A 13096-nucleotide genomic window follows, 5' to 3' on the forward strand; every position below is an offset into this window, starting at 1 on the left:
GAAAGATCTTGGCATATCATACTCCAGATGAAATCTTTGAGAAAGAATTAGATCATATCTATCAAGCAGTATAAATGTTCAATTTATTATTGCAATTTACGGCTTTTTTATTTTTATATTTTTTAAAAGTATCTTCTAGTTTATTTTTGTCAACTTTATTACTGCCATTAAGCGGGAAAGTATCTAACCTAATAAATACTTTTGGTACCATATATAGAGGCATTTCTGATTTAAGTTTTTTTCGAAAATATTCTGAGTCTAAATGCATATTAGTTGCTTTACTAGTAAAAAATGTTACTAAAGTCTTATCAATCAGCATAGTTTTACTTTCATTGATGCCACTTAGCTGAGATACATAATGATTAATTTCTCCTAACTCAACCCGAATTCCATTTAATTCAATTTGGTCATCTTTTCTCCCATAAAAAATCAAATTTCCATCAGTATCCAACCGAACAATATCTCCGGTTCTATAAAAACGTTGGCCCCGATAATTGGTTCCAAAATTGAGCTTGTCTAACTTATCATTATTAATATATCCAGCAGTAACCCCATCTCCCAAAACAACTAACTCTCCCTTACCATTTTCATCAGGATCCTCTATATTAATCGTAGCATGGGGCAATGGTTTCCCAATAGGTACACTTAATGCATTGAAATTTCTAGGAATTCTATAATAAGTTGCATATACAGTGGCTTCAGTTGGTCCGTAAAAATTATATAATTTGCTATCTATATTAAGCGCTTGCCACCTTTTAACTAATTTCACAGGTAGTTCTTCACCAGCAAGAATTATATACCTAATATTTTTACTAATATTTTCGATATCTTTTTCCTTACTAATATCTAGTAAAGTATTGAATAAAGATGGTGAAGCACCAAAATGTGATATATGATATTGATCTATCTTTTTTAATAAAGTTGGATATGCATGAAAATTATTTATATCAAAAGTAAATACTGCTGCATTGGCAATAATCCAGCCAAAAATCTCAGTAACTGATACATCAAAAGTATATGGTGTTGTTAAGCAATAAACACTATCAGATGTTCCCGGACAAAGCTTTTGCATATTATTTAAAATGTAATCAAGATTGCTGTCAGTGATTTTTACCCCTTTAGGTTTTCCGGTACTACCTGATGTAAACAAAATATATGGATTTTTAGGAAATGCTCTTTTTTTAGTTAATTTGCTATTATTTGCTAGCATCATGCCTATATCTAAATCTGATAATTTAATTACACGACCAGACATGTTGTTATCATCACTTATCGTTAAGACACTGTTTGTAACTTTTTTAATATATTCATTTCGCTTACTACTGTTATTCTTAGCAAGTGGAACATAAGTACAACCTGCTTTAAGCACGCCTAAAATAGCAAAGATAATCAAATATGAGTGCTTAAGATCTAAAGTAACAACATCAGCTTCTGAAGTAAATTCTACAATTCGATTAGCTATTTCATTAGATATAGCATCAACTTCTTGATAAGTAAAAGAATATCTATCATCATAAATTGCTATTTTTGCTGGATTTTTTTCTACATTTTCTTTTAACACTTTTAAAACATTCATTGCTGTTGACATCCTTTACTTAATTGAATTTGTCCTATCTAACACCTTTAATATTCTGTAACTAGTCCTTTTTGATGAATTATCTAAAAATGGATAATTATCAAGTTAATTCTCATATTCATTATATAAAGAATATTTTCCAAATAAGTATCCACTTAGTAAGTCAAACAAATAATGACTCTTATTAGTTTTAATAATGATACTTTTTTCATCTTCTTGACTTTGGCAGCTCATTTTAAATCACAATTAATATTATTAATGAGAAGATTGATTTTAGCTTTTGTAGTAATGCCATTTTTAGCTTCCTTAATCACACTATTAAAGACTATAGGAGAATCGAATTTTCTATCAAGCACACTTATACAATTGGGTACATTATCATATATGCACCCACCACCATCTAAATCAGAAATATCATGGTATTCTGTACCAGTAGTCTGTTTAGAAATATTTTCATAATAAATCATATTTATTGAATTTATATATGATTTTTGTGCATTTATAAATTTTGTAATTAAAGGAACCTTTTCATTAAATGCTCGATGATATAGAACATAGGGTCATAATGTTTGCGTACATTGCTCTTTTTTTCAGAATAATGGCTTTTCACATATCACTTTAAACTTTTCTTTCAGGAAATAATTTAAATTTTTTGCCAAGGATAACAGGTAATTCCCACTAGGTCTTTTATTCTCCCTTCTTTCTTTATTATGATACGCATAATGTAACATAACTTGCTCCAATACATTCTTTTTTGTAATCTATTTATTACAATTCAACTTTTGGCCAACTCTTTATAACATTTCCATATCCATACTTTTTCAAAAATCTTACTATATCTTGTCTTTCCTCTTCATCATTTTGAAAAAGCGCATACATATAACGTGCGTGTAACTTGTAAATAATGAAATGAAAAGATTCACTGGCATTCAGTACATATTTAATTACGTTATAAATATGTGTAGAATATTTTTCTTTTAAATAAACATCTCTATCAAAACAAGTCACCAAATAATTTTCAAGAATTCGTAAATATCTCTCTGTCATAAGCTCTGAAATAAATTCTTTTTTATCAATTGATCTAAGCAAGTGAATTATTAAAGAATCTATCATGTCAATTTCTAATATCGGCATTGTATTAGCTAACAATCGAATATATTCTGGCTTATCTATCCATTTTTCTTCTTTATCAAATTCCATACAGATTCTTTTTTTAACACTTTCATCAATTTCCCCTAGTTTTCCTTCAAAATAAGCTCTCGTAACAATAGTTCTAATTTTTAATATCGTATTATCCGAAAGAGATAGGATCTTATTACATTCATATTCTAATAAACTAGAATTTTTTGAATGTACGGCATATTCCATTTCTTCCTGTAATTCTTCATTTATCTTTTCCTCCTTTGACATATAGCTTTTATAAACCAAATTATAAAAATAATTTATATCTATCTTATGTGAAACTAAGATCATGATTAGGCTTTCAGCACCAATACCACTTTTTCCACTTTCTACTAAAGAATAAAATGGTCTTTGCACTATGCCCTCACACATTTTAGCTTGCGATAATCCTAAATCTGTACGAATTTTTCGTAAAGCTTCTCCTATTTTCAAAATATTAACCTCACAAACCATATTTTTAAATATCAATAAAATTTATTGAATTTGAGTATACCACCGAACATTGATAAAATTAAATCTTTTTCCTCTATATCTTCTATATACCTCTATAATATTTAAAATATATACAGTTTTAAGACTTATAGTATTGCAGTTTTTTATTGTACTTAAAGCAAGTATTGACTAATTATATTTATCATGATCAACAAAAACGATTCAAAGATAAATCAGGTCGCCTAATTAATCTAATAATTTGCATTTTTAATCTATTTACTTAATATGATACGTAATTGGATTTTTTGAATTTAATTTTATGGGATATTATTTTTACGCTAACTAGTATTAGCACTATATCATTCTAGAATTTTAGAACTACTTTATATCTTTAGTCATACTTTGTTGTTAGAGTGCTACCAAATTTTGTATTCTTCCTCTTCTTGGCTGTAAAATTTGTCGTATTGCTTTTTATGGACATAAAATATCCAACCGCCAACTGCAGCTAATCAAAGAGGGCTGGAAAGTGACTGAGAAAACAGTTCGTTACTGGATGCATAAGCTTGATCTTAAGGGAATCAGACGCAATAAGCGTAAATATTCTAGTTATAGAGGAACAATAGGCAAAATAGCGCCTAATTATATTAAGCGCAAGTTCTTCGCTCCCTTGCCTAATATGAAGTGGTATACAGATATTACCGAATTTCATTTAAGTGACAAGAAGCTGTATTTATCACCTATTTTGGACGGTTGTGGTAATTATATTGTGTCCTATGCTATCTCTGAACACCCTACACTGAACATGGTAATGTCTATGCTTAATAAGGCCTTATCTAAGGAGAAGGCACTCAACAACTGTATTTTTCATACTGATCAAGGCTGTCAGTATCAGAGTCCGGTCTATCAACGCGCTCTTAAACTGCATGGCATTACTCAAAGTATGTCACGCAAAGGCAATTCTTTAGATGATGGCTTAATGGAAAACTTCTTTGGTTTGCTTAAAACTGAAATGTTCTATGATCAAGAATATAAGTACCATAACCTTCAAGAACTTAGAGAAGCAATTGAGGAATATATCAAATACTATAACAACGAAAGGATAAAGAGCAGACTAAAAGGCCTGACTCCGAAAGAATATCGGAATCAAGCCTTTAAGCACCCTGCGTTTTAAACTGTCCAATTTTTTGGTCTCAGTTCAAATTTCAGCTGGTTTTTGGTTTTTATGAAAGTGTGTTGTTAATCAACTCTGCAGTACGCTGCTCTAACTCGGCAACCTGATGACGTCTCGCTCGCCCGCAGGTTTTGGCATCTCGTCCGCAAATTAGACATTTGCGCCGAGCCAAACCAAGTTCTGTTCTTGAAACAGCGCGCTCTTGATTATTCTCCAGATAATGGACATCGATATCGAATAATCGTCTGGCGGGAAAGGCTTCTTCAAATTTTACCGCCAGTTTTTTTACTGTCAAAGGATCTTGATCAACGACATAAAAGTATTCCGGCCCTGTTACAGCATCTGACCAATCTCCTTTTCGCTCAAATGTTAGGGCGTTTTCTGCTAAAAGACTTTCAAATACTGCCATTTGAGTCTGAAAAAATTGACTAATCCGACTATTATTTTTGATCGGACCAGCAATATTTAACTTAGCTCCAATGATGGTTTGGTTGGGATAAAGCTGAAGCAACTTTTCTTGAAAATTGGCTCGTTTGTCCCTGCCATTGAGGACCGTCATGATATCTACAGGAATCCCTTGATCAAAAAGTTTCATCTTAATCCTTTACCTGCTTAATCGTATCAATAATTGTGCCATCACGATATTGAATTAAAGCAACAGTTCTATCTGTATATTCTAGTTTCTTAGGTTTGCCCACTTGCTTTTCAGCCAACTTTTGCAATTCGGCAATTGGCAAAATCTTAAGACCCGGCACATGACTGAAGGCATCAAGCAAATCTTGCCGTTTAGGATTAATTGCGATTCCGCGTTCGGTTACCACAACATCAATAGATGAACCAGGAGTAACAACTGTTTCTACGGCTGGAACAATTGTCGCATTACGGCCACGGACAAGAGGTGCGGTAATAATTGTCATCTTGGCTTTGGCAGCATCTTGGTGACCACCAATGGCGCCTCTGATCACACCATCTGAACCAGTCATGACATTGACGTTGAAATCAGTATCAATTTGGAGGGCTGACAAGATTGCAACGTCCAAGTTATTAACTACTGCCCCCTTGTTGTGCGGATCGGCATACCAAGAAGCATCAATTTCTTGCTGATCTTTATTTTGAGCCATCGAAAGTGCGGCACCCTTATCAAAGTCTTGCACGTCCATGACTTTCTTTACTAACCCTTCAGCCAGCAAATCCGTTGTTGGTTTCGTAATACCACCTAAAGCAAAGGAAGCAGTAATCCCTGCATCAAGCATTGATTGACGGAGGTAACGAGTAACAGCTAAGGCAGCACCACCAGAGCCCGTTTGGAAACTGAAGCCTTGCTTAAAGTATGGCGAGTTAACAATCACCTTGTTAACAGTTTGCGCAATCAGCAATTCCTTTGGATCCTTAGTAAACCGAGTTGCTCCTGAGCCAATCTTATCAGGATCACCAATTTTATCAACTTTGACCACATAATCGACTTGATCTTGTTGGATTGAGGCCGGAGTGTTTGGATAGTCGACAATGTTATCCGTTAATAAGACCACTTTGTCAGCATATTTAGCATCCATCAAAGCATATCCCAGCGATCCAAAAACAGCATCGCCATCTTGACCATTGGCATTACCTGCTGGGTCTGAAACTGGTACGCCCAAGAAGGCGATATCAATTTTAATTTCGCCCTCTTCAATTGAACGAGCACGATTACCATGCGAGCGGAAAATAACCGGGTTCTTCAAACCACCGTGTGATACAAAGTCACCCAATGAACCACGCATCCCTGAGCTAGTAATATTGGTGATGACGCCCTTCTTAATAGCCTCAATCACTTTATCATTCATAACTCCAGTTAGGGATGATGGTGCCAAAGTCAAATCGTGATAACCAAGTTCGATAATCTTATCCATAACTTGATTAAAAGCAAAGTCACCATTTCTAAAATGGTGGTGGAAAGAAATTGTCATACCATCTTTCAAATTATTTTTGATGACTTCTTCAAGTGAGCTAACGACCTTATTTTCACCTGCGGTAACTCTAACTTTAGGCGCAACCCGTTGTACTTCTGGGTGACCAATTTCATCTGACTCATACGGCTTTAAATTCATTTTAGCCATCAAATCATCTGGTAAAATACGTCCTACTTTATTCTCCAAGGTAGTTGCCCTCCTCATCAATCAAATTTGAAGCTTTTGCGGTTGCAAGTACCCGTTCAGCTTTTTCTACTACTGGCTTATCAACCATCTTGCCGTTTAGGGAGATTACCCCGCTGCCTTTAGCTTTAGCTTCGCGAATGGCATTTTGGACATTCTTGGCTTGGGCAATTTCGGCCTTGGTTGGTTTGAAGACTTCATTAACCATTGGAATTTGCCGTGGGTTAACCAGTGACTTGCCATCAAAACCTAATTCATGGATGTAATTGGTTTCCCGGTAGAAGCCTTCGGTATCTTTCATATTTGAAAATACGGTATCAAAAGCATATACGCCTGCAGCCCGGGCAGAGTTCAACACCATGTTGCGGGCAAATCTTAATTCTTCGCCATCAGGATAACGGTGAGTATGCATATCTGCCGTGTAGTCTTCACCTGACACTGCCAATCCCATCATTAATGGCGTACTTGCAGCAATTTCTGGTGCGTGCAGAACCCCTTGAGCACTTTCAATAGCTGCCATCACACCGATGGAGCCTTTTTCGATCCCAAATTCAGTTTCAGCTGCTTCCATGTCTTTAACAAGCTTTTGAATCATGGCAGCCGATTCAGTCTTTGGCAAACGAATTACATCCACACCAGCTTTAACCATAGCCCGGACATCTTCATCATAAAACGGCGTGTCTTGTCCATTAACCCGAACTACTACTTCAGCACCACCAAAATCAACAGTTTTAATAGCTTCATAAACAAGCATCCGAGCAGCATCTTTTTCAGTCAAAGAAACTGAGTCTTCCAAATCCAACATAATCGAATCAGCACCGTAGATACCGGCATCTTTAATCATAGCTGGGTTATTGCCAGGAACGAACATCATCGTTCGACGTAAGCGATTCTTTACGTAAGTCATTACAGCACCTCCAAATCAGGCTTATCGCTGGTTTCAGTAGCTCTTTGGGCAGCAGCAAGAGTTCTAGCCTTGATAACACAATCAAGCGCCCCTTTATCAACTGCCTTTACCTTGCAGTTAGCTAAACCATATTTAGTCAAGGTGTCCTTAATGACAGATTCGATTTGATCACCATAGGCTTTTTTCACTTCAGACTCTAAATCAATTACAATTCCGCTTGCATTTTTGGAAATCGTAATTTGGATGTCTGATGATTCAAGCGTCCCGGCGACACCAGTTGTCTTTACTTCCATTTCTAGCCATCCCTTCTGGATCTATTTCAAAACTTTTCATTGCTCCTAAAGTCCATCACAGTCAAAAAATCAGGATACCACTTGCATCATAATTTTATCTTTAATGAATTTCAGAAAAGACGAAGTTGCCTCAAATGCTTTTGCGTTTTCAATGAGGGTACTGGACCTCAAATTTCTTTGTGCGGTATGAAACAGCTTTCGCAACATCTATAGTATAGTCCTAATTTTTATATTTTTCAATTTTAGACTATATTTTTTAAATTTTAAAAGTTTTAAATCGCTTACAATATTTAAAAAGCAGCCTTTTGAAAATTAACTTGTGTAAATTGTCACATTTAAGACAAAAAAATAAGCCCGCCGAAGCGAGCATATTTTTGTTTTAACCTAAACCAATGATTCTGAACCAAACTGAACCGACTCCGATTACTACAGCTAAGTAGACCAAGCCAAGAACAAAGTTCATCTTCCACCATTCGCCTTGCTTGACATAACCAGTTGAGGCTAAGACAGAAGCAGGACCATTAGCATAGTGGGTCGTTGAGGCCATTACAGCACCGGTCAAAGCCAACATCATGGCTGCCATTTTTAAAGGAGCACCGGCAGCAACTGCAACTGACAAAAATGGCAAATATAAAGCAGTCATATGAGCAGTTCCGCTAGCAAAGAAATAGTGACTGTAGAACATTAAGAGGACTAAAATTACCAAGATTAAGAACCAGTTAATATTCTTTAAGCTATTAGCAATCGATGCGCTAAACCAAGTTATGAAACCAAAGGTTGATAATTTACCAGCCATAAAGACCAGAACTGATAGCCAAATCAAAATGTTCCAAGCACCACTCACCCCGAGCAGATCTTTAACATTTAAGACGCCGCAAATCAAGAGAATTACAACGGCTAGGAAGGCAATAAATGTGGCATTTAATTGTGGAATATCAAAGAAACCTGATAAAACCCACATCACAATCGACATAACGAAGACGGCTGCCATGATCTTTTCAGGAACCGACATCGTCCCCATCTTCTTCAATTCACTATCAGCCCAAGTCCCTGCATTTGGAGTTTCCTTTATTTCAGGCGGATACATCTTGTAAATGATGTATGGCACAATTACTGCTAACACTGCAACAGGTACAACGGCAGCTAAGAACCAACTAATCCAAGAAATTGAATATCCCTTTTGGGCTGCCATTTGCTGAGCAACCATGTTAGGCGCAGCACCCGTTACAAAGAGTGCCGTTGATAGAATATTAGCGTGGAAAGCTACAAAGACTAAGAATGAACCAATCTTTTTCCGACTCTTTTCATCTGGCTTAGAATCGTATGATTCTGAAATTGACTGTACAATCGGCCAAACTACCCCGCCAGTCCGAGCACTGTTTGAAGGAATCAAGGCACCTAAAACAAGTTCAAGACCAGTGATTGCATAACCAATCCCAATTGAGCGCTTACCAAATAACTTAATTAAATGGTAGGCAATTCTTTTTCCTAGTCCCGTCTTGCTAATTCCATAGGCCATAATGAAGGCCATCGCAATCAACCATGAAGCTGAATTGCTGAAAGCACTCAAGATACCAGACTGAGTGACCAGCCCTTTGTCATCAACGACATCTTTAACGGGAGCAAGTCCGGCTAAAACTGTCACCACCAGGCCAGTCAAAGTTACGCCGGCAATCGGCAAGGGTTTAGTAATGCAGCCCACAATGGTAGCAACGAAGATAGCAAACATCAGCCAAGCATTTGCTGTTAATCCAGCCGGTCTAATTCCCGTACATAGTGCTAGACCTATACCAATAACTAAAGGCCAAATAAAGCCTTTATAATTCACTTTTTCCAAACTTTTCATAATGTTTCTCTTTTCATTTAGACATCTACTTAGGGACGGTAGATGTCATCAATTATGTCAAAACCCTTTTCCTTTAAGGTTTGATCAACCCAAGATAAATCGGCAGTTCCCTTACTGAAGCTAATTGCTTTAGCTTCATCTGCTTGATGAAACTTTTGCGCTTTTGGCAAAATAGCCGGTGCATCCTGGCGAGGAATACAAATTACGCCATCGGCGTCACCTAAAATTACATCACCAGGATTTACGCTCACATTCCCGCAGCTTACGGGTACATTGACCTCGCCTGGTCCCTCTTTATAAGGTCCACCAGGAGTGGTACTGGTAGCATAGATTGGCAATTTCCATTGTGACAGATTATCAATGTCACGAATTGGCCCATCAATCACGATACCAGCAATCTTTTTGACATCTCTTAACCAACTCATCATCACTTCGCCGATTAAAGAGCGGGTATCATCGCCTTCATCAGCGATAACAATAACGTCGCCTGGAGAACAAAACCGCAAGGCAGCATAGATTGCTAAATTGTCGCCTGCCCTAGTGTGAACCGTAAATGCTGGACCTGCCATCTCGCCGGTCGGACTTGAGAGCAATTTAACTCGTGGGTGCATCGCACAGCCACGTTCCATACAGTCAGCAACATTAGCTGCAGGTAATTTAGCATACTGTTCGACGATCTTAGGATCTGGAAGCTGACGCTTAAGATAAATTCTTTTTCCTACTGGCATATCTTAAGCACCTCTTAGTCCAACTTAACTGAAGCTAAAACTTCCTGCATCTTGTCAGCTGAGTTTAACATCTTGGCCTTTTCCCCGGCAGATAATTCTGTTTCAATTACTTGGCTAATTCCGCTTCCGTCAACGACTGCTGGCGTGCCAAGGTAGAGGTCATGCTTAATGCCGTATTCGCCTGAAATTGGTGCTGATAATGGTAAGCAGATGGCCTTGTTGTCCAAAATAGCTGAGACAATTTGGGTCAACATCATAGCTACGCCATAGAAGGTTGCCCGTTTATGCGAAATGATTTGGCCACCCTTCTTACGAACAGCAGTTTCAATTTCAGCTAAAGCAGCCTCGGTCATTTCACTGTAAGAGGTTAGTGGTTTGCCATCGACAGTAGATTCGTCAAAGTTTTCAAATGAAGTATCGCCGTGTTCTCCTAAAACCATTGAGTTTACACTGGCAACTGGCTTATTCAAGCGTTTGCTAAGTTCTACTCGCAGGCGAGCTGAATCCAGCGAGGTTCCGGTTCCGATAACCCGATTCTTTGGAAAACCAGATAATTTTTGCGTTAAGGTCGTTAGAATGTCAACCGGATTGGCTGATACCACGAAGATCCCTTTAAAACCACTATCAACAATTGGTTTTACAATACTAGTCAAGATCTTAACATTTTTGTTTACCAAGTCTAACCGAGTTTCACCTGGCTTACGCGGGACACCAGCAGTAATTACCGCTACATCGGCATCCTTAGCGTCAGCATATTCACCTGGATGAATATTAGTTTGTCCAGTTACGGGCGTGATGTCCTCTAAGTCCCAACTATCTCCTTGAGGCCGCTCTTTAACAACATCACAAATTACCAATTCATCAACTTTGCAATTTTGCAATAAATCGTTGGCAAATGTTGAACCAACTGAACCATCACCTACAAGAAAAACTTTTCTAGTCATATTCGAGATCCTTTCTCAAAATAATATTAATTGTTCTGTTTTACACAAGAATTATACTACAAGCGCTTACAGATTTTCAATATTGAAAAAAGGTAATTATAAATTTGAAATTTGTAAACTATTTTAAATGTTTTAAATTTCACATATTTGTATGGTACACCAGCAAAAAAGAGCAACTAGAGATAGTTGCTCTTTAATCACTAATTTCAATTGAAAATTGTCTAGTTGGTGATTCGCCCACCATGATCTTCTTTAGATGGCAGTTTTTATCCTTTAGTACCTCTGATATTCGCTTAAACAATAATTCAGCTAAATTTTCTGTAGTTGGGACCTTCCCTTGAAACTCTGCTAAGTCATTCAAATACGTATTCTGAAAAGAGTCTAGAACCGTTCCAATTGAGGCTTCAATGTCACTAAATAGCATAAACTCATCATTATCATTCTTGACAACGGTACACTCCACTTGCCATGTATGAGGATAACGCTCCCCAACATGATCGCCCCATTCCATTCGTTGAGAAGCATTAATAAATGAGCTGAAACGATAACTATAAATCTTTTTTGCCATATCGTGTTTTCTCCTTATTGAGATCATCCTTAACAACATTAACCAGGGATTTGATTTCGCTCCGACCACTGCGAGCTGACCAACTTGCATCACTAGTGATGGTATTTAAAATTCCGATCATGCGGTAAAAGCTGGTGAGCAAGTTATAAAGTGGAATAATAAATATTATGTAAAAATGTCTAAGATAAAAGCGACGTTCTTCCGGAATAGCTTTTAGGTAGAAGTAAACATTCAAAAAATTAAGAAATTCTACAAACAGGTAAAGCACATACATCAGTAAGTACGATATGCCCAAGAATTTAACTGAGTAGCCCATCGGAATCAAAGCCAGCACCGCCACTAACCAAGTAAATTTTAAAAACGAGATCGTGTGATCGACAATCAAACGCAAGACCACATTGTTGCTTACTACTTTTCTTAGAGCAATACTATGGCTCATATAATCATGAACTACCTCAATCTCACCTCGCTGCCATCTTTGACGCTGCAGGTATAACTCGTTAAGGCCACTAATCGGCTCCGCGTAAAAGATCGCACCTGGACACATTGCTACTCGCAGACCCATACGATATTTGAGTTGAAAGGTCATTTCCGTATCTTCGCCTACCGTATTTGAGTTGTATTGCTTGGTTTGTAACAGGATATTTCTTCTAAAAGCGGAAAAAGCACCAGACATTGTAAATAAGCGATTATCTTCCGATTCAATCGTACGTCCAGCCAAAAACGCTGAACCATATTCAAAATATTCGCAAGTTTGCAACAAGCGCTTTCCAAATTTTGAGCTCATTTTTTTACGATCGATTAGAATCGCACCAGTCATTGCCGCCACTTCTGGATTGGCAATAAAGCTCTTAACCATCCGGCTAATTGCATGTCGCTCCAAATAGCCATCACTGTCAATATTAATCACGTACTCGCCCGTCGCATAATAAATGGCTGAATTCAAGGCCTTAGATTTACCTTGAGGAGTATTTATCCAGGACATATGCAGGGTTGGTAAGCCTGTTTTACCTGATAAAAGATCGCTAATGAATCATCACTGCTCTGATTATTGGCACAAATAATTTCAATTTTTCGATTGGGGTAAGTTGAGTGAGCAATGGATGACAAGCAACGACCCAATGTTTCGGCTGAGTTGTAAACTGGAATGATAATTGTCACCCAAGGATGATGGTAACTATCATAATTCAATTTTCGGTTTCGCCAAAAATAATTACGGACAAAGCCGACTAATGCCGGAATCAGCTCAAACAATTCCGGTATAATCAACCACCCTAGCCAAAAGCCCATCTGACTTAGCACATCGAACAACAATTT

Annotated in this window: 12 protein-coding genes and 1 pseudogene; 1 reads left to right on the forward strand and 12 read right to left on the reverse strand. The window is 37.3% G+C overall.

Annotation, left to right across the window (positions count from 1 at the left end; translation table 11 throughout):
• Positions 1 to 61: 61 nt before the first annotated feature.
• Both KI210_RS07845 and KI210_RS07850 read right to left on the reverse strand, forming a co-directional pair.
• Positions 62 to 1576 carry an amino acid adenylation domain-containing protein gene (locus KI210_RS07845; RefSeq protein ID WP_212781330.1) on the reverse strand — a complete coding sequence of 505 codons (1515 nt, stop codon included), beginning with the start codon at positions 1574 to 1576 and terminating at the stop codon, positions 62 to 64.
• 768 nt (positions 1577 to 2344) lie between these two features.
• Positions 2345 to 3190: a helix-turn-helix domain-containing protein gene (locus KI210_RS07850; protein ID WP_212781331.1), complete on the reverse strand. Its 846-nt coding sequence runs from the start codon at positions 3188 to 3190 to the stop codon at positions 2345 to 2347.
• Between the two features lie 499 nt (positions 3191 to 3689).
• On the opposite strand from KI210_RS07850, the pseudogene KI210_RS07855 reads away from it, so the two are divergent.
• Positions 3690 to 4361: pseudogene (locus KI210_RS07855) on the forward strand (IS3 family transposase); the annotation flags it as partial.
• Between the two features lie 49 nt (positions 4362 to 4410).
• On the opposite strand, the gene citX reads toward KI210_RS07855, so the two are convergent.
• The 10 genes from citX to KI210_RS09115 all read right to left on the reverse strand — a co-directional run bounded on the left by citX (position 4411) and on the right by KI210_RS09115 (position 13093).
• The gene (gene citX, locus KI210_RS07860) at positions 4411 to 4956 is read right to left on the reverse strand and encodes a citrate lyase holo-[acyl-carrier protein] synthase (RefSeq protein WP_212781332.1); all 546 of its coding nucleotides are present in this window, start codon (positions 4954 to 4956) and stop codon (positions 4411 to 4413) included.
• A gap of 1 nt (position 4957) precedes the next feature.
• Entirely contained in the window at positions 4958 to 6496 is a 1539-nt protein-coding gene (gene citF, locus KI210_RS07865) for a citrate lyase subunit alpha (protein ID WP_281412877.1), read from the reverse strand.
• Complete coding sequence (locus KI210_RS07870; protein WP_212781333.1) at positions 6486 to 7400, reverse strand: aldolase/citrate lyase family protein; 915 nt, start codon at positions 7398 to 7400, stop codon at positions 6486 to 6488. Before KI210_RS07870 ends, citF begins: the two co-directional genes overlap by 11 nt.
• Entirely contained in the window at positions 7400 to 7693 is a 294-nt protein-coding gene (gene citD / locus KI210_RS07875; protein ID WP_212781334.1) for a citrate lyase acyl carrier protein, read from the reverse strand. Before citD ends, KI210_RS07870 begins: the two co-directional genes overlap by 1 nt.
• 379 nt (positions 7694 to 8072) lie before the next feature.
• Positions 8073 to 9539, reverse strand: a complete 1467-nt coding sequence (locus KI210_RS07880) for a DASS family sodium-coupled anion symporter (RefSeq protein WP_212781335.1) — start codon at positions 9537 to 9539, stop codon at positions 8073 to 8075.
• Positions 9540 to 9568: 29 nt separating this feature from the next.
• On the reverse strand, positions 9569 to 10267 hold the full coding sequence (locus KI210_RS07885; protein WP_212781336.1) for an RraA family protein: 699 nt from the start codon (positions 10265 to 10267) through the stop codon (positions 9569 to 9571).
• A 14-nt stretch (positions 10268 to 10281) separates the two neighbouring features.
• Positions 10282 to 11211, reverse strand: a complete 930-nt coding sequence (locus tag KI210_RS07890) for an L-lactate dehydrogenase (protein ID WP_212781337.1) — start codon at positions 11209 to 11211, stop codon at positions 10282 to 10284.
• 193 nt (positions 11212 to 11404) lie between these two features.
• Positions 11405 to 11779 (reverse strand): 6-carboxytetrahydropterin synthase, encoded by a 375-nt coding sequence (locus KI210_RS07895; protein WP_212781338.1) that lies wholly within the window; start codon positions 11777 to 11779, stop codon positions 11405 to 11407.
• Complete coding sequence (locus tag KI210_RS07900) at positions 11760 to 12764, reverse strand: TIGR03111 family XrtG-associated glycosyltransferase (protein WP_212781339.1); 1005 nt, start codon at positions 12762 to 12764, stop codon at positions 11760 to 11762. Before KI210_RS07900 ends, KI210_RS07895 begins: the two co-directional genes overlap by 20 nt.
• A complete protein-coding gene (locus KI210_RS09115; RefSeq protein WP_212781340.1) occupies positions 12752 to 13093 on the reverse strand; it encodes a glycosyltransferase in 342 nt (113 codons plus the stop codon). The genes KI210_RS07900 and KI210_RS09115 overlap by 13 nt, the downstream gene beginning before the upstream one ends.
• Between the last annotated feature and the right edge of the window lie 3 nt (positions 13094 to 13096).

This window comes from Lactobacillus corticis, assembly GCF_018327645.1.
Classification (GTDB): Bacteria; Bacillota; Bacilli; order Lactobacillales; family Lactobacillaceae; genus Lactobacillus; species Lactobacillus corticis.